The organism is Mesorhizobium sp. B2-8-1, assembly GCF_006440955.1.
Classification (GTDB): domain Bacteria; phylum Pseudomonadota; class Alphaproteobacteria; order Rhizobiales; family Rhizobiaceae; genus Mesorhizobium.
Map to the genome: position 1 here is coordinate 787,917 of NZ_VFTX01000002.1, position 16,848 is coordinate 804,764.

General features: G+C 63.8%; 14 protein-coding genes. 3 read left to right on the forward strand and 11 right to left on the reverse strand.

Annotated features, from left to right (window positions below; genetic code table 11):
• Window positions 1–3: 3 nt before the first annotated feature.
• Genes FJ428_RS08230 through FJ428_RS08280 form a run of 11 tightly spaced genes read right to left on the reverse strand, consistent with a single transcriptional unit; the run spans window position 4 to window position 11,648 of the window.
• Entirely contained in the window at window positions 4–645 is a 642-nt protein-coding gene (locus FJ428_RS08230; RefSeq protein WP_140522225.1) for a cytochrome c oxidase subunit 3, read from the reverse strand.
• Window positions 642–2,285, reverse strand: coding sequence for a cytochrome c oxidase subunit I (gene ctaD / locus FJ428_RS08235; RefSeq protein WP_140879247.1), 1,644 nt, complete (start codon window positions 2,283–2,285; stop codon window positions 642–644). The genes FJ428_RS08230 and ctaD overlap by 4 nt, the downstream gene beginning before the upstream one ends.
• A complete protein-coding gene (coxB, locus tag FJ428_RS08240) occupies window positions 2,282–3,241 on the reverse strand; it encodes a cytochrome c oxidase subunit II (protein WP_140657032.1) in 960 nt (319 codons plus the stop codon). The genes ctaD and coxB overlap by 4 nt, the downstream gene beginning before the upstream one ends.
• Window positions 3,238–3,990, reverse strand: coding sequence for an SCO family protein (locus FJ428_RS08245; RefSeq protein WP_140518008.1), 753 nt, complete (start codon window positions 3,988–3,990; stop codon window positions 3,238–3,240). The genes coxB and FJ428_RS08245 overlap by 4 nt, the downstream gene beginning before the upstream one ends.
• Window positions 3,987–4,487: a hypothetical protein gene (locus tag FJ428_RS08250; RefSeq protein WP_140496129.1), complete on the reverse strand. Its 501-nt coding sequence runs from the start codon at window positions 4,485–4,487 to the stop codon at window positions 3,987–3,989. The genes FJ428_RS08245 and FJ428_RS08250 overlap by 4 nt, the downstream gene beginning before the upstream one ends.
• Window positions 4,480–5,613 (reverse strand): hypothetical protein, encoded by a 1,134-nt coding sequence (locus FJ428_RS08255; RefSeq protein ID WP_140879248.1) that lies wholly within the window; start codon window positions 5,611–5,613, stop codon window positions 4,480–4,482. Before FJ428_RS08255 ends, FJ428_RS08250 begins: the two co-directional genes overlap by 8 nt.
• Window positions 5,610–6,146, reverse strand: coding sequence for a cytochrome c (locus FJ428_RS08260; protein WP_140556188.1), 537 nt, complete (start codon window positions 6,144–6,146; stop codon window positions 5,610–5,612). Before FJ428_RS08260 ends, FJ428_RS08255 begins: the two co-directional genes overlap by 4 nt.
• Complete coding sequence (locus tag FJ428_RS08265; RefSeq protein ID WP_140518005.1) at window positions 6,143–6,670, reverse strand: DUF3341 domain-containing protein; 528 nt, start codon at window positions 6,668–6,670, stop codon at window positions 6,143–6,145. Before FJ428_RS08265 ends, FJ428_RS08260 begins: the two co-directional genes overlap by 4 nt.
• Window positions 6,667–8,040: an NrfD/PsrC family molybdoenzyme membrane anchor subunit gene (nrfD, locus tag FJ428_RS08270; RefSeq protein ID WP_140879249.1), complete on the reverse strand. Its 1,374-nt coding sequence runs from the start codon at window positions 8,038–8,040 to the stop codon at window positions 6,667–6,669. Before nrfD ends, FJ428_RS08265 begins: the two co-directional genes overlap by 4 nt.
• Entirely contained in the window at window positions 8,033–11,008 is a 2,976-nt protein-coding gene (locus FJ428_RS08275; RefSeq protein ID WP_140879250.1) for a TAT-variant-translocated molybdopterin oxidoreductase, read from the reverse strand. The genes nrfD and FJ428_RS08275 overlap by 8 nt, the downstream gene beginning before the upstream one ends.
• On the reverse strand, window positions 10,992–11,648 hold the full coding sequence (locus tag FJ428_RS08280) for a cytochrome c3 family protein (RefSeq protein WP_140879251.1): 657 nt from the start codon (window positions 11,646–11,648) through the stop codon (window positions 10,992–10,994). The genes FJ428_RS08275 and FJ428_RS08280 overlap by 17 nt, the downstream gene beginning before the upstream one ends.
• Before the next feature lie 195 nt (window positions 11,649–11,843).
• On the opposite strand from FJ428_RS08280, the gene FJ428_RS08285 reads away from it, so the two are divergent.
• The 3 genes from FJ428_RS08285 to FJ428_RS08300 form a co-directional block, all read left to right on the forward strand.
• Entirely contained in the window at window positions 11,844–14,312 is a 2,469-nt protein-coding gene (locus FJ428_RS08285) for a membrane-bound PQQ-dependent dehydrogenase, glucose/quinate/shikimate family (RefSeq protein WP_140675671.1), read from the forward strand.
• Window positions 14,313–14,731: 419 nt separating this feature from the next.
• On the forward strand, window positions 14,732–15,898 hold the full coding sequence (locus FJ428_RS08295; protein ID WP_140556194.1) for an HlyD family secretion protein: 1,167 nt from the start codon (window positions 14,732–14,734) through the stop codon (window positions 15,896–15,898).
• On the forward strand, window positions 15,895–16,848 hold a 954-nt coding region (locus FJ428_RS08300; protein ID WP_140527986.1), incomplete at its 3' end, for a DHA2 family efflux MFS transporter permease subunit. The genes FJ428_RS08295 and FJ428_RS08300, both read left to right, overlap by 4 nt.

Consider the following 16,848-nt stretch of genomic DNA (forward strand, 5'->3'; position numbering starts at 1 on the left):
TCGTCAGGCCCGGTTGATCAGATAGAGGACCGGGAACAGGAACACCCAGACGATGTCGACGAAATGCCAGTAGAGTCCGATCGCCTGCACGCGGCGCGCCCGGCTCGCCTGCGCGGTCCTCGGCCAGAGCAACAGCATGCCGGCAATCACCGCGATGCCGCCTATCAGATGCAGCGCGTGCAGCGATGTCATGGCGAAATAGAGCGCGAAGAAGAATTCGGCATGGGCCGGATCTGGGCCTGCGAAGCGGAACGGCGCGCCGAGCACCGGCGCCAGGCCCTCGCTGAATTCCTTGCTGTATTCGACGGCCTTGATCACCAGAAAGATGCAGCCAAGCAGGCTCGTGGACATCAAGGCCCAGAAGGCGGGCCGCCAACGCCGGGCAGCCGTGAACATATGGGCAAGCGCCATCGCGAAGCTGCTGGTGATCAGAACCGCCGTATTCAGCGTGCCGAGCGGCAATGACAGATGTTGCGACGCCGCGGCGAATGCCGCGCCATAGCTCAATCGGGCGTAGAGGAACACCAGCACGATCGCGCCGAACAGCATCGCCTCGGAGCCGATGAAAATCCACATGCCGAACGCATCGGCCGCCTTCTCGCGGGCCCGTGTATCGAAGGCAATGCTTTCGGTCGGCCCGCTCATGAGGCTTCGTCCCTGTGCGGGCTGAACGTCTCGTGCCTCAGGCCTTTCATGGCATAGTCATAGGCCTGCCGCCTGACCACGGGCATGGTGTCGAAATTATGCGGGGGCGGCGGCGAAGCCGTCTGCCATTCAAGGCCGGTCGCGCCCCACGGGTTGGCCGGCGCCCGCGTCCCGCGAAACAGCGACCAGCCGAGATAGAGCAGCGGCATAAGATAGCCGACGGCCAGAACGACCGCGCCGGCCGAGGACAATACGTGCCAGAACTGAAACTCCGGCGGATAGGTGTGATAGCGCCGCGGCATGCCGAGAAAACCGAGCACGAATTGCGGGAAGAAAGTCAGGTTGAAGCCGAGGAAGGTCACGGTCGCGGCGATACGGCCCCAGGTTTCGGAATAGACGCGGCCGGTGATCTTCGGCCACCAGAAATGCAACCCCGCCATGTAGGCCGTCACCATGCCGCCGACCATGATGTAATGGAAATGCGCCACGACGAAATAGGTGTCATGAACGTGGACGTCGACGGCGAGAGCGGCCAGGAACAGGCCGGCCAGCCCCCCGAAAGTGAACAGCGCCAGGAAAAACAGCGCATAAAGCATGGGCGTCTCGAAAGTGATTTCGCCCTTGCGCAGCGTCAGCGTCCAGTTGAACACCTTTATCGCCGAGGGGATCGCGACGCAGAACGACAGGAACGAGAACACGATGCCGGCATAGGCCGACTGGCCTGATACGAACATATGGTGACCCCAGACCAGGAAGCCGAACACGGCAATCGCCATCGAAGACATCGCCACCGCCTTGTAGCCGAACAGCGGGCGCTTGCTGAAGCAGGGCAGCACTTCGGAAACCACGCCCATGCCGGGCAGGATCATGATGTAGACCGCGGGATGTGAGTAGAACCAGAACAGATGCTGGAACAGCAGCGGGTCGCCGCCCAGAGCGGGATTGAAGATGCCGATACCGAAGGCACGCTCCAGCACGATCAGGATCAGCGAGGCGGCCAGCACCGGTGTCGCCAGCACCATGACCAGCGCGGTCGCATACATCGTCCAGACGAAGATCGGCAGTCTGAACCAGGTCAGCCCCGGCGCGCGTAACGTGTGGACGGTGACGATGAAGTTGATGCCGGTCATGATCGTCGAGAAGCCGACGATGAAGACACCCAGCGCGGCCATCGAAACGAAGCCGTTGGCATAGAGCGTCGAGAGCGGCGTGTAGAAGGTCCAACCCGTGTCGACACCGCCGGCGAGCACCGCGGCCAGGGCAAAGGCGCTGCCGAAGATGAACACGTACCAGCTGGCAAGATTGAGCCGCGGAAAAGCGAGATCGCGCGCGCCGATCATCAGCGGCAGCAGGAAATTGCCGAGCGTCGCGGGGATCGACGGCACCAGGAAGAACCACACCATGATGATGCCATGCAGGGAAAACAGCCTGTTATAGACATCGTCCGATACCAGATCGCCCGCAGGCGACGCGAGTTCGATCCGGATCATCACGGCAAAGGCACCGCCAAGAAAAAAGAACGCCGTCAGCGACATCAGGTAGAGCCAGGCGACGCGCTTGTGGTCGGTGGTCAAGAGCCAGGCGGCAGGTCCGGCCTCCCCATGCAGATAGCTCGAAGGCGCCAAGGCTTGCCTGCTCATTGGGTCGCCCCGCTTTCCCTGGTTGCTCGCGGCGACAGGGATTTGAGATACGCCAGCAGCATCTGTAGCTCCTGCTCGTCGACAAGGCCGTCAAAGCTCGGCATCACGGGTTCATACCCGGCGGCGATCTCCTTCTTCGGATTGAGGATGGAATCGCGCAAATAGCGGTCGTCGGCAATGACGGTCTGTTGATTGTCCAAGACCACCGGCCGTCCGAAGACCCCAGCCAGATCCGGCGCCCTCACCTTGCTGGAATTGCCATGGCAGCCGGAGCAGCCGAGCGCGCGGAAGAGTTTTTCGCCGTCGGCCGCAAGCGTTTCACCCTGGCCCTGGTTGCCCAGCCACGCCGCATATTCTTGCGGCGGCATCACGGTCACCCAGCCGCCCATCTCCGAATGCTGGGTGCCGCAATATTGCGCGCAGAACAAATGATACCGCCCGGGCTCGCTGGCGATGAACCAGACATGCGTGGTGCGCCCCGGCACCGCGTCCTGCTTGACCCGGAAGGCAGGTACGAAGAATGAGTGGATCACGTCCTGCGATGCCAGCGACACGATCACCGCCTTGCCGACCGGCACATGCAGTTCGTTGATTTCACGCTGGCCGCCAGGATGACGGAACTCCCACATCCATTGCTTGCCAAGGCCGGCGATCTCGAGTGCGTCAAGGGGCGGGTGTTCGCGGCGCAGGAACAGCACGGCTCCCCATCCGAAGATGGTGAAAGCGATCAGCAGGCTGGCGACTGTCCAGGTCACCTCGAGCGGCGTGCTGCGCGCACGCTCCCCCGTTCGCTCCACCTTGGAGCCGGCGCGATATTTGACGGCGTAGAAAACGACCAGGCTGGTCAGGAAGACGCCCAGCGCGACGGTGAAGGCAAGCAGCACGTAGAACAGGGCGTCGACACTGCCGGCAATCGAGGAGGCCTGCGGCGGCGTAAAAGGGATGCCGAACGTCAAATCGGCCTCCTTCGCGACAGAACGAGGATGGTGGCGCCAAGGCCAAGCAGCGTCGCCATGCCAGTCACCTTCACGACTGCCCAGACCGCTGGCGTGTACTGGCCCTTTGATGCATCGAAGCCGGCACACAGCAGAAAGACGTGATCGGCGATGGAGCCAAGCCGCCCGGCCGACGCCTCGACCAGGGCAAGCCTGAGATCTCGCGGCTCGAAACTCAGCGCCGGAAGTACTTGCGCGATGCGGCCTTGCGGCGTCAGCGCGATGACCGCGATCGGGTGGACATATTGCGAGATCCGGTCGCGCCGGTCGAATGTGATGCCGGCCTCCACGGCAAGGGCGGCGCCAGCGCCATCCTCGCTGGTCAAGAAGCGCCACGCGGACAACCCTGCCTGACCGGCGGACCGCCCGACTTCGGCTTGGATGGACGCCGCATCCGCGACGGTCTCGGAAGCATCTATCGAGACGAAGAGAGCGTGGTAGGTCGCGGGATCGAGGCCGGTCTTGTTCAGATCCGAGGCAACCGCCTGCTGGGTCACGCCGCAGAGGTTGGGGCATTTGTCGTAACCGAAGATGAGCAGCGCCGGCCGCCCGCCGAGAATGCCGGAAAGCGTCTGCCGTCCGCCCGAAGCCTCGCGGAAGACTGTGTCGAGGCTGAGCTGCGCGCCGATCTGCGGTTCGAAAACCGGCCGCGCGCGCACGCTGGCGGTCATTGCAGCCAGGAGCACGAGCGGCAGGACCAAACGCCTCATGGCCTCGCCCCCATGGCCGGTGCGGCCTGGCCCTGCTGCGGCGCCCTGGCGTTTGGCTGCGCCGCGTCCGCTCGGGCGCGGCAAATGCCGGCCTGCGGCGCGCGCGGAACCTGGCCTTCGAGCAAGGCGCAGTCCTCACCGGCCGCAGCGGGCGTTACCGCCTCCGGCAGTCCCTGCGCGGCGATCAGCTTCATGGCGTCGTCGATCGGAATGCGCGCGATGCCACCATTGCGGTCGACCCATGCAAGCATGCCGAGTTCACGATCTTCCTGCTGACGGAACGCGGCAAGATCGGCCCCGGGGAAATCCTGCAAGGCGGGACCTGCGGCGCTGCCGTTCATCTGCGTGCCCGCAAGTGGCCAGAACGGGGCCGTATCGAAAATCAGTCTCAGCCCAAGCGCGGCGAGCGCCAGGAAGACAAGCAGGCCGAGGCCAATGAGCACGAGCGCCCTCGGCCAGACATCGCGTGTTTCGGGATGACGCACGACCTTAGCCACGGGCCAGTCTCCCGCGCCAGACGACGATGCGATCAGGCCTGGTCCAGATATAGACGAAGCACCCGAACCAGACGCCGCCCGCGCCGACCATTGCCGCGAGGTCCGGCCACGACACTCCTGCACCGAGGGCGGACAAAGCCGGCCGGACGCGCCAGGCGACATCGGCGAAATGTCCGGCCAGCAGGAACGCGCCGAGCCCTATCAGGCCAACGCGGCTGCGCTTGACGGAGCGGTTCAGGAAACCGGCGAAGGGCAAGGCAAATTGCAGCGCGATCAGCAGCCAAAGCAGATACTGCCAGCCATTTCGACCACGGATGACATACCAATGGATTTCGTCGGGCAGGTCGCCGCCCCAGACGACCAGCCACTGCATGAATGCCAGATACGCCCAGATGAGCATGAAGCCGAACATCATGTTGGCGAGGTCTTCGCCGAGCGCCACGTCCTCCTCGCCACCCGGCGCCGACTCGATCGCACGGCCCGCCGAAAGCACCGCCAGCGCCAGCCCGCACACGCCGACGACCTCGGCCGCCGCTTCGAGCATCGCATAGATGGTGGAGTAAAAATCCGGCTCTATCGACATCATCCAATCGATGGCAAACACCGTCACGGCAAAGCCGTGCGCGACGAGCCCGATGGCGTAGCCGCCGCCGGTCCTGCTTGCGGCAGAACCGGGCGCCGTCCAGCCAAGTACAAGCCAGGCCAGCGCCAGCCAGACGAGAGCACAGGCGATGAAACGAACGACGAAGAATGGTACGTTGAGATAGGTCAGTTTCTGGCGCACCGCTTCCGTCAGCGCCGCCGGGTCGGCCCCTGCCCAGGGAAAGACCAGATCGAGCCGCGCAAGCACCGGCAGCATCAACAGCAGCGCGACAGGCAAGGTCGCGACGGCCGCGCGCAGCGGCGGCCGCAACGCGTCGCCCCAGCGCCCGCCGGTCAGCCCGTGCACCATGACCAGGGTCATTGCGCCAAGCGGCAATCCGAGCAGGAACACCACCATCGTCAGCCAGCCGGCCAGTGTCGCGCGCGCGGCGACGAGCAGCCCGGCCGCGCACAGACAGAGCCCCGCGGCGGCCGCTGCGAGCAGCAGGACGAGATGGCCGTCGGGCCGGGCGGCGCGCTTCATCGTGCCGCCTCGGCGTCGAGTTTCGCGCGAAGGGACTCGGGCAGCGTGCCGGCCGCAGCATGTCGCGAATATTGCAGCGCCCGGATATAGGCCACGATCGCCCAGCGGTCCCGCGGCTCGACACGCGCGGCATAGGGATACATTGCACCGTAACCGTCGGTGATGACGTCGTAGAAATGCCGGTCCGGCGCCTTGCGCAGCGCATCTTGATGGTAGGTCGGAGGCGGCGGGAAACCACGCCTGACCACCATCCCGTGCCCGTCGCCGGTGCGGCCGTGGCAGGGAGAGCAGAATATGTCGAAGCGCTGCTGCCCACGCTGAAGCAGTGCCATGGTGATCGGGTACGGGAATTTGTCCGGCGTCGCCGCCAGGTCGGCGTCACGCGTCACCGTGCCTTCGACCGGTGTCCTTGCCGACATGCCGTCGGCGAACTCTCTGCTGTTTTCGAGCGGATCGTAGCGAGGCTGGTCGGCCATGTCCTGCTTGCAGGCGCCGAGGAGCAGGCAAACCGGCAAAAGCAGCCGCGGGTTCATATCGCCACCTCTTCGACCGTCTCGGCGCCAAGCCGTGTCAGCTGCCCCTTGGTGACGCCCTTGCGGTATTTCGGGTCGGTGGCCTCGATCAGCAGGTAGAACTTGCCGCCGCTCGCGTAGGTGAAGCTCTCGGCGTTGAAGACGGGGTGATAATATTGCGGCAGCCGGTTCTCGGCCAGCATGCCGAAGAAGCCGGCAAACACGCTGGCCAGGATCGCGGCTTCGAAGGCGATGACCGTGAACGGCGGCCAGGAATGCAGCGGCCGGCCGCCGACATTGACCGGATAGTCGATCTCGACGGAATAAAGGATCAATGCATAGACCAGCACGCCGCCGGCGACGCCACCCGCCAGCATGACCCATGGCAGCCGTGTCTTTCGCATGCCCAATATGTCTGTCAGGCCGTGCACCTCGAACGGCGAGAACGCATCCATATGCCGGTACCCCTTGTCGCGCATCGCTTGCGCCGCCCTGGTCAGCGCATCCGGATCGGCGAAAGCCGCGATGACGCCATGGACGCTCATGCCGCGCCGCCTTTCTGCTCGGCCAGTTCCTCGACCTCGAAGATGGTTATCGCCGGCAGGATGCGGATAAACAGGAAGACCAGCGCGAAGAAGGTGCCGATCGATCCGAACAGGATGCCGAAATCGAGCCAGGTCAGCGACTGCTCGCCCCAGGACGACGGCAGGTAGTCGCGGCTCGGGCCGGTCACCACGATGATGTAGCGCTCCAGCCACATGCCGATGTTGATGACCAGAGCGATCGAAAACAGCAGCGGCATATTGGATCGCACACGGCGAAACCAAAGCAGTTGCAGCACCGCGCAATTGCAGAAGAGCATGGTCCAGAACAGCGGCGCATAAGGGCCGACGGCGCGCTGGACCATCATCGCGCGCTCGTAAGGCTCACCCGAATACCAGGAGAAGAACGCTTCCGATGTATAGCCGTAAATGACGACCATGCCGGCCGCGATCATCAGTTTGGCGGCGTTGTCCATGTGGCGCGGCGTGATCAGGTCTTCCACAGCGAATGCCCAGCGCAAGGGAATGGCTATGGTCAGCACCATGGCGAAGCCGGAGAGGAGCGCGCCGGCGACGAAATAGGGCGGAAAGATCGTCGAATGGAAGCCCGGCGTGATGGCGAAGGTGAAATCGAGAGCGACGATCGAATGAACCGAAACGACCAGCGGTGTTGCGAGTGCCGCCATCAGGAAATAGACCGTTCGGTATCGCGCCCAATGATAGGCCGAGCCGCGCCAGCCCAGCGCGAGGACGCCGTAGAAAAGTTGCCCGCCACGCGACTTCGCCCGGTCGCGCAGCACGCCGAGATCAGGCAGCAATCCCGTATACCAGAACAGCAGCGAGACGGTGGCGTAGGTGGAAATCGCGGCGAAGTCCCAGACCAGCGGGCTGCGCCATTGTGGCCAATGCATGTGGGTGTTGGGCAGGGGCAGGAGCCAATAGAAGAACCACGGCCGGCCAAGATGCAGGATAGGGTAGAGGCCGGCCATCGCCACGGCAAACAGCGTCATCGCCTCGGCGAAGCGGTTGATCGAGGCGCGCCAGGGCTGGCGCAGCAGCAGCAGCACCGCCGAGATCAGCGTACCGGCATGGCCAATGCCGATCCACCACACGAAACTCGAGATCATCGTGCCCCAGACCACGGGAATGTTGACCCCATAGGCGCCAACGCCGACCGAGACCAGGTAGGTGATGGAATAGAGGAACAGCAATACGAATGCGAAGCAGACGAAGAACGCCGACCAGAAGAACCGCGGCAACTTCCCTTGCAGGACCACCGCGCTGATACGGCCGCTGATCTCTGGAAAATCGTGACGCCCGCGCAGCACAGGTGTCATGCCTTTGCTCGTCCTGCGGGCGGCCACGTCAGCCATCGCCGCCCTCCGAGCCGGATGTCGCGGCGAGCCTGTCGTTAGGGTTGCTGACCTTGCCCAGATAGGTGGTGCGCGGTCTTGTGTTCAGTTCTTCGAGCAGCGCGTAATTGTGTGGCGAGGCCTTTTCCTGGACGACCTGCGAATCCTTCCTGTTGAGATCGCCGAAGGTGATGGCTTTTGTCGGGCACGCCTGCTGGCAGGCGGTGACGATCTCACCGTCCTCGATCTCCCGGTTCTCGATCTGGGCGCGGATCCGTTTTTGCGAAATGCGCTGTACGCAGTAGCTGCATTTTTCCATGACGCCGCGCGAACGCACGGTGACATCGGGATTGTGGACGGCCTGCTCCGGTCCCGCGCTGTCATTGTCGAACTCCTGGTACTCCAGGAAATTGAACCGCCGCACCTTGTAGGGACAGTTCTGCGAACAGTAGCGCGTGCCGATGCAGCGGTTGTAGACCTGCGCGTTCAGACCGTCATGCGTATGGATGGTCGCATTGACCGGACAGACGACCTCGCAGGGGGCCTTCTCGCAATGCATGCACGGCACTGGCTGGAAGAACATGTCCGGATCGTCGAGCCCGCCCGCATAGTAGCGGTCGACGCGCAGCCAGTGCATTTCGTGTCCGAGTGCCGCCTCGTCCGGCCCCACCGTTGCGATGTTGTTCTCAGCCTGACAGGCCGACACGCAGGCCATGCAGCCGATGCAGGCCGACAGGTCTATCGACATGCCCCAGGCTTCCTGGTCGTAGCTCCAGTCGGGGTAGAGCGATTCCATGGGCGCTGGGGGCGCGTGGTCGCGCACGAAATGGGGATTTGCCCTGAACGCATCGAGCGAAGCATGGCGGATGATCGCCCTGCCCTCCATCGCTTGATGATGCTGGGTCGTGACTACACGCGCCGAACCGCCGCGCGGGCTCAGGACGACATCGTCGGCAAACCATGGCGCATCGCTGGTCCGGATCGCGAAGGCATCGTAGCCGCCTGCGAGTGCCGCTACCGAGCCGGCCTTGCGTCCAAAACCGAGCGACAGCGTCACTGTGTCGTCAGGCTGTCCCGGCGTGATCCAGACGGGTGCGTCCAGCGTCCTGCCGTCCCGCGCCAGGTTGACCACCTGCCCGTTTTCGAGCCTCAGGCGCTGCGCGGTGGCTGGCGAGACCAGCGCCGCATTGCCCCAGACGAGCTTGCTTAACGGCCGGGGCAATTCCTGAAGCCAGGATGAATTGGCGTGGCGGCCGTCGCGAAGCCAGGGATCGGCGACGAAGCGAACCTCCAACCCTTTGGTGGCGGCATTGGGTGCCGAGCCATCGCTATCCGGCGGTGCCGAAACGGCAGCGGGACCAGCAGCAGTGTTCGGCACGATGCCGTCGCGCAGCGCCTTGCGCCAGGCCACCTCGTCCATGGCGGCCCACGTCCGGCGCACCGGTGCCTGCGCATTGGCGCCGAATTCACCGCCCAGCGCGGCAAGCAACTGATGCAGGCTCTTGCCACCGAACAGAGGCTCTATGAGCGGCTGCACGATCGAAACCGTACCGTCATAGGCCCGGATATCGCTCCAGCTCTCCAACTCGTGCGCGGCTGGGATATGCCAGCGAGCCAGAAACGCCGTCTCATCGCGGTAGAGTCCCCAGTGGACAAGAAGCTTCAGGCTCGAAAAAGCCTTCCGTGCATCGATGTCCGATGGCGCCGTGTGCAAGGGATTGGCGCCGAGCACGACGGTCTTGTCGATCGAACCATCCGTGATGGCCCCGCAGAGCGTTGCAAGATCGCCATCCACCGGCATGGCATCAGGCGGCTCGATCAATTGCAGCGTGTTGCCAAGGGCACCAAGCCTGGCATTCATCGCTAGGGCCAAGGCATGCACGGACGGTGCCTGGTGCGCTCCGGCCACCACAAGCGCATTGCGGCCGGCGCCGCGCAGATCGTCGGCAAGCGCGTTTGTCCATTCCGGACCGAGCGGCGACAAGCCGGCCGCGGCATTGTCGCCATCGAGGGCGGCCTTGATCGCCGCCGCAACGCTTGCGACGGCGCTTGGCCTGATAGCTCGGCGATGGTCGGCGGCAGCACCCGTGATGGTGGGAGTCGTCTCGACGACATAGAGGCGGCTCATCGTGTCCGTAGATTTGCGCACCCGCCGCCGCTGCGCGAAATCACGAGCATAGGCCAGGCGCCCCGGACCATCGCCCAGGAAATCGGCATCCAGGCTGACGATCACATCGGCGCGGTCGAAACGGTAGATCGCCGTCAACGGCCTGCCGAACAATGTACCCGTTCCCTGTTCACCGGAATTGGCCGCAAGCGGATCGTGGCGGAAGACGCGAAGTCTGGGATAGCGCACCCTCAGCGCCGCGATCTGCGCCTTCGTCGTCGGCGATGTCGTCGCCTCGAGCAGCAATGCCAGCCCTTGCCCGCCTGAAGCGAGGAATCCACCAGCCAGTTCGGCGATATCTTTCAGGAACTCATCGTAACTTGCGGGCTCGCCCAGCTTGAGCGGCGTGCGAGATCGCTCGGGATCGAACAGCGACAACACCGCCGCCTGCATGACGGCATCGGTGGCGCCGCGCGATGCCGGATGATCCGGGTTGCCCTCGACCTTTGTCGGCCGGCCTTCATGGCTCTCGATCACGGCTCCGATGCCGTAGCCGTCGCTGGAGAGGGCTGTCGCGTAGTAGAGCGGCCGGCCGGGAATGATGTTCTCCGGCTGGCGGACATAAGGCACGATGCTCTCGGCCTCGCTGCAGGCGGCCAGTCCGGCCAGCGACAGCGATGCACCCATCAGTTTCAGGACGGTGCGCCGGTCGAAGCCAGGCTGAAGGGGATCGGCCATCGCGGGGAATTCCGCCTCCACAAAGCGCTGGAACTCCGCCGTGTCAGCCAGTTCGTCCATGCTTCGCCATGGCTCGCGCCCCGCCGCGGCGACCCGCAATGCCGCAAGATCGAAAGCCGGATTTCGGTCAACGGTGGCAGACATAGCAATCCGTCATGGTCTCGGGATGAATGTCGAGCACGCTGATCAGGGAACGCCGGATCTGCTCGATGTCGTCAGGCGGCTTCCAGTGCATCAGGAAAACGGCTTGCGGCGGGCGAAGGTTGGGACCGGGGTCGCGGTGGCAGCCAAGGCACCATTCCATCGACAATGAATGCGCCCGTCGCGTCAGCGGCATCTCGTCGACCGCGCCATGGCAGGTCTCGCAGGTGATGCCCTTGGCGATATGGATGGAGTGGTTGAAGTAAACGAAATCCGGCACCGAATTGACCCGCTGCCATTGCAGCGGCTGTCCCGAGGCGAGACTTGCGCGCACCGGCGCCAACATCTCGGCATTGGTGAAGAGCTGCGAATGACAGGTCATGCACACTTCTGTCGCCGGCAGCCCCGCCGAGGCTGATGTCTCGACCCCGTTGTGGCAATAACGACAGTCCAGTCCGATATCGCCGACATGATGCTTGTGGCTGAACGGAACGGCCTGGGCCACCGGTTGCCCCACGCCGGTAACGAACCCTGAACGCAAAAACGCCGTGCCGCCGACGGCCGCCAGAAGCGCGAAACAGCAAACACCCCACAGAAAGAAGCGGGCAATCCCATTGGCGTTGCTGGAAAAGACCTGCGGCATCCTCGCCGATTTTTCGCTTGGAACAAGCTTTTGGATCGAGCGCCTAACGGCGGCAAAGCGACAAAGGTTCCGTCGGCGCGGAATGCTCACAAAATGGTGAGTTGGGAGCACCCTCGAAAACCGCGGCCGATCGCAACCATGCGGGACGGCCAGCGTTCGAAACAATCATGAGCCTGTCGTAATGGAAATGCTGTCATGACTTCTGCCAATCCGAATCTCGCGGACAGGCGTCGCTCCGGCGTCGCCTTCTGGTGGACTATGTTCGTGGGTGTGCTGCTGGCAATACTTGGTCTGCTGATCGGCGCAGGCGGCGCCTGGCTCGTCGCGCTGGGCGGCTCCTGGTACTATTTGCCCACCGGAGTGGCTCTCCTGGCGGCGGGTGTTTTGCTTTTGAGCGGCAATGCCGCCGGAGTCTGGCTCTACGTCCTGACCTGGATCGCGACGCTCGCCTGGGCTTATTGGGAAGTTGGCATGGACGGCTGGGGGTTGATGCCCCGGGTGCTCGCGCCGACGGTCATCCTGATCTTCGTTCTTTTGACCTTGCCTGCCTTTCGCGCCGGGCACGCGAAACGGGTTCGCGACCGCGGCTGCGCAACCGCATCCGCTGCCCTTTTCATTGTCGGCTGCGCGATCGGGCTTCAGCATTTCACGCCCTCGGCACAATCCCAGGAGGCATCCCCGGTTACCCCGGTCACGCCACCCGCCGCAGGAAGCGCATCTGGTCAGTCTCCGGTCAGCCCTCAGCCCGATGTCGCGATACACCAGGCTGGACCGAATTGGCCCGTCTATGGCGGCTCGGAACTTGCCACCCGCTATTCGCCTCTCAAACAGATCACCGCCGACAACGTCGCGAAGCTGACCAAAGTTTGGGATTTCCACACGGGCGATATGCCAAGCAAGGCGGCGACCGACAAATACTCCCCGGAAAACACCCCCCTCGAAGTGGACGGGCACCTGTTTGCATGTTCGGCCAAGGGCATCGTCATCTCGGCCAACGCGGCAACCGGCAAGGAGGAGTGGCGCTATGATCCGAAGGTATCCGACGCCGCCATCCCATACGGCGCCAGTTGCCGGGGCGTCGCCTACTACGCCGTTCCAGGCGCAAGCGCCGATCGACCATGCGCAACACGCATCTTGTGGGGCACGCTCGATGCAAGGCTGATTGCCATCGACGCCAGGACCGGGAAGGCATGTGGCGATTTCGGCCAGCAGGGCGTCGTCGATCTCACCCAGGGGCTCGGCAAGACCGTGCCCGGCTGGTATTCGGTGACGGCGCCTCCGACCGTCGTGCGCGGCATTGCCGTGCTTGGCGCCCAGGTGCAGGACGGCCAGGCCGAGGATGCGCCGTCAGGCGTCGTGCGCGGCTATGACGTGATGTCGGGGAGACTGGTCTGGGCTTGGGACATGGGCCATCCGGACCGCACGGGCGCACCGCCCCAGGGCGATACCTACACGCGCGGCACGCCGAACATGTGGACCGTAGCCGCCGCCGATCCGCAGCTCGGCTATGTCTTCCTGCCGCTCGGCAACGCCGCCGTCGACTATTACGGCGTCGATCGCAAGGACTTCGAAAACCAATACAATTCCTCAATCGTCGCCATCGATGTCACGACGGGCAAGCCGGTCTGGCATTTTCAGACCGTCCATCACGACCTTTGGGACTATGACCTCGGTTCGCAGCCGACACTCGTCGATTTTCCGTCAGTCAATGGAAAGGTTCCCGCAATCATCGTGCCCAGCAAGCAGGGCCAGATCTATGTGCTCGACCGCAAGACCGGAAAATCGCTGTTCCCGGTCGAAGAACGGCCGGTGCCGTCGGGCGGCGTCGAACCAGAGAAATTGTCCAGGACGCAGCCTTATTCCGGTTATGCGCATCTCGACCAGCCTGTGCTGACCGAGAAGGATATGTGGGGCATGAGCCCGCTCGACCAGCTCTACTGCCGCATCCAGTTCCGGCAGGCTTCCTACCAGGGCGAATATACGCCCCCCACGGTGGACAAGCCTTTCATCGAATATCCCGGCTACAATGGCGGCTCCGACTGGGGAAGCGTCGCCGTCGACACCGATGCCGGCATCCTGGTCGCCAATTACAACGACATGCCCAACTATGATCAGTTGATACCGCGCCAAAAGGCGGACCAGATAGGCTTCAGGTCGATCGAACAGGGCGGCGCTTCGAAAAGGGCCAAGGACATGGGTGACCCGCAGATGGGTTCGCCGTACGCCATTGCCGTCAACGCGGGCTGGCGCCTCTCGACGGGGCTGCTTTGTTCCGAGCCGCCTTACGGCCATATCCGTGCCATCGAGTTGAAGACAGGCAAGACGCTCTGGGACAAGCCGCTCGGCGAGGCGGTCGAGAATGGCCCCTGGCGCATCCCGTCCATGCTGCCGCTGGATATCGGCACGCCAAACAATGGCGGGCCGCTCGTGACCGCCGGCGGCCTGATCTTCATCGCGGCGGCGACGGACGACAAGCTGCGCGCCATCGACATCAAGACCGGCAAGGTGGTCTGGCAGACGGATCTGCCCGCTGGCGGCCAGACCACCCCGATGACCTATGAGGTCGGCGGCCGGCAATATGTCGTCATCGCGCCCGGCGGTCATCATTTCATGGAGACGAAGGTCGGCGACGACGTGATCGCCTATGCGTTGCCGGCCGACTGATGGCGCGCCCGGCGTGGCCCGGACTGGCTTGCGCTTGTCGGCTGGCAAAGCGTGACCCCGGCCGTCAGCTCCCGTGATTTCTGGGGAACCTTGCCGGGATGAGCAGGTTTAGCTGCCTGAGACACTCCAAATTCGTCGGAAGGAGCAGCTCATGAGCAACGATCCCGACAAGGAGGGGCCTGTTTTTCCGCAGAGGATGCGCGGCAAGGCGAGATTATCCTGCGAACGCGAACGCGCCGTATCATCTTCATTGCGGGACTTGTCGGCATCGTGCTGGTGATGATGCTGCTGCACTTCGCCTAGCGCGGCCGGCCACAAACCCTCAATCTGAAACAGGAACTTTTTCGGACGCGGGTCCGTTGATTACGTCCTTCCAGTACGCGGCTTTTGCCGCACCAACCCTACCGCGGACCGCTAACGTGGACACGAATTCTCCAGACGTCGCACCGGTCGACGAAAGACCTCAAACAAAACGTCGCCCCGATGCACGACCGAAGCGCGCCTCGTCGCGCCCACAACCGAAACAGGACCTCGATGCTTCCGCCGGGAACAAAGAGGGCCTGTTCGGCTCGCTCAGGCGGCACCCCTACGTCACCGCGGCGGTCATCCTTGTTCTGCTGCTGGCATCGGCCGCAGCGATAATCTGGTGGCTCCAGGCGCGACAGTATGAATGGACCGACGATGCCTTCATCGACGCCCGTACCGTAACCATAGGTGCCGAAATCGCCGGCCGCATCACCGATGTGGCGGTGACCGACAATCAGAGCGTAAAGGCCGGCGATGTCCTGCTGCGCATCGATGACAGGGATTATCAGGCATCCCTCAAGCAGGTTCAGGCGCAGGTGGCGCAGGCCGACGCCGAAACCGCTGACATCGCAGCCCAGATCGAAGCGCAGCAGGCCAAGGTGGACCAAGCCCAGAAGCAGGTGTCGCAAGGCCGGGCAGCGCTTGATTTCGCGAAAGCCGAAAATCAGCGCAACAGCGAATTGCTTGCCAAGGGAACCGGAACGCTGCAGCAGGCGCAACAGGCTGCCTCGACGCTTCGCCAGGCCCAGGCGACGCTCGACAGCTCGCAGGCGAACGTCGTGGCGGCCCAGAGACAAGTCGCCGTCCTCGAGGCCCAGCGCAAAAGCGTGGCGGCAAAACTCGACCAGGCCCATGCCAGCGAAGAGCAGGCCCGCACCGCGCTTTCCCGCACCTCGATCACCGCTCCGGTGGCCGGACGGGCGACGAACATATCCGCCGCCGTGGGCGCATATGCCCAACCGGGGCAAGTGCTGATGATGTTCGTGCCCGAGGACGTGTGGGTGAAGGCCAACTTCAAGGAAACACAACTCGACCTTATGCGGCCTGGCCAGCCCGTCGAGATCGATATCGACGCCTACCCGGAGCAGACCTTCAGGGGCCACGTCGACAGCATCCAGGCCGGCAGCGGAACCGCTTTCAGCCTGCTGCCCGCAGAGAACGCGACCGGCAATTTCGTCAAGGTGGTGCAGCGCGTGCCCGTGAAGATCGTCTTCGACAAGAAGACCGGCCTGCTGCTCGGGCCCGGCATGTCCGTCGTGCCGACGGTCAAGGTGCGATGACCGGCCAGGCGACCGCGCAAGCCGGCGAAAGCCGGTCCGCCGCGGGCGGGCGCAATCCCTGGCTTATCGCCATCGTCGTCTCCATCGCCACCTTCATGCTGGTGCTCGATACGTCCATTGCCAATGTGGCGCTGCGCAACATAGCCGGCAGCCTCGCGGCCGGAATGGACGAAAGCACCTGGATCATCACCACCTATCTGGTCGCCAATTCCGTCATCATCCCGATCAGCGGCTGGCTCGCCGGCGTGATCGGCCGCAAACGCTACTACATGATCTGCGTCGCTACCTTCACCCTCGCGTCGCTGCTCTGCGGCCTCGCGCCGAACCTGGAAATGCTGATCCTGTTTCGCATCCTTCAGGGGCTGGGCGGCGGTGGGATGGCGCCCAGCGAGCAATCGATCCTCGCCGATACTTTCCCGCCCGAAAAACGCTCGCAGGCCTTCGCGCTCTACGGCATCGCCGTCATCGTTGCACCGACGGTCGGGCCGACCATCGGCGGCTGGCTGACCGACCATTTCTCCTGGCATTGGATCTTCTTCATCAACGTGCCCTTCGGCATCATGTCGTTGGCCCTTGTGCAATGGCTGCTGGTCGAACCAGACGTGCTGGAGCGCGAGCGCCAGGAGAGGCTGAAGGATGGCCTCAAGATCGACTGGATCGGCTTCATCTTCGTCGTGCTGGCGCTCGGATCCCTTGAGATCTTCCTTGACGAGGGCCAGCGCAACGACTGGTTTGCGTCGGGCTTCATCACGACATTCGCCGTGATCTCGGCCGTCTCGTTCTTTTTCCTGATCCCCTGGGAGTTTCGCCATCGCGATCCGATCGTCGACATGCGGCTGGTTTTCACCCGCCAGTTCGGCACATCCTTCCTGGTGATGATGGCGGTCGGCGCGGTGCTGTTCAGCACAACGCAGATATTGCCGCAGCTCCAGCAGACCACCTTCGACTAC

Coding starts and splice junctions, on each gene's coding strand:
- FJ428_RS08245 (WP_140518008.1), bottom strand. CDS start 3,990: ATGAGGCGTTTGGTCCTGCCGCTCGTGCTCCTGGCTGCAATGACCGCC.
- FJ428_RS08230 (WP_140522225.1), bottom strand. CDS start 645: ATGAGCGGGCCGACCGAAAGCATTGCCTTCGATACACGGGCCCGCGAG.
- ctaD (WP_140879247.1), bottom strand. CDS start 2,285: ATGAGCAGGCAAGCCTTGGCGCCTTCGAGCTATCTGCATGGGGAGGCC.
- FJ428_RS08285 (WP_140675671.1), top strand. CDS start 11,844: ATGACTTCTGCCAATCCGAATCTCGCGGACAGGCGTCGCTCCGGCGTC.
- FJ428_RS08265 (WP_140518005.1), bottom strand. CDS start 6,670: ATGAGCGTCCATGGCGTCATCGCGGCTTTCGCCGATCCGGATGCGCTG.
- nrfD (WP_140879249.1), bottom strand. CDS start 8,040: ATGGCTGACGTGGCCGCCCGCAGGACGAGCAAAGGCATGACACCTGTG.
- FJ428_RS08280 (WP_140879251.1), bottom strand. CDS start 11,648: ATGCCGCAGGTCTTTTCCAGCAACGCCAATGGGATTGCCCGCTTCTTT.
- FJ428_RS08275 (WP_140879250.1), bottom strand. CDS start 11,008: ATGTCTGCCACCGTTGACCGAAATCCGGCTTTCGATCTTGCGGCATTG.
- FJ428_RS08260 (WP_140556188.1), bottom strand. CDS start 6,146: ATGAACCCGCGGCTGCTTTTGCCGGTTTGCCTGCTCCTCGGCGCCTGC.
- FJ428_RS08255 (WP_140879248.1), bottom strand. CDS start 5,613: ATGAAGCGCGCCGCCCGGCCCGACGGCCATCTCGTCCTGCTGCTCGCA.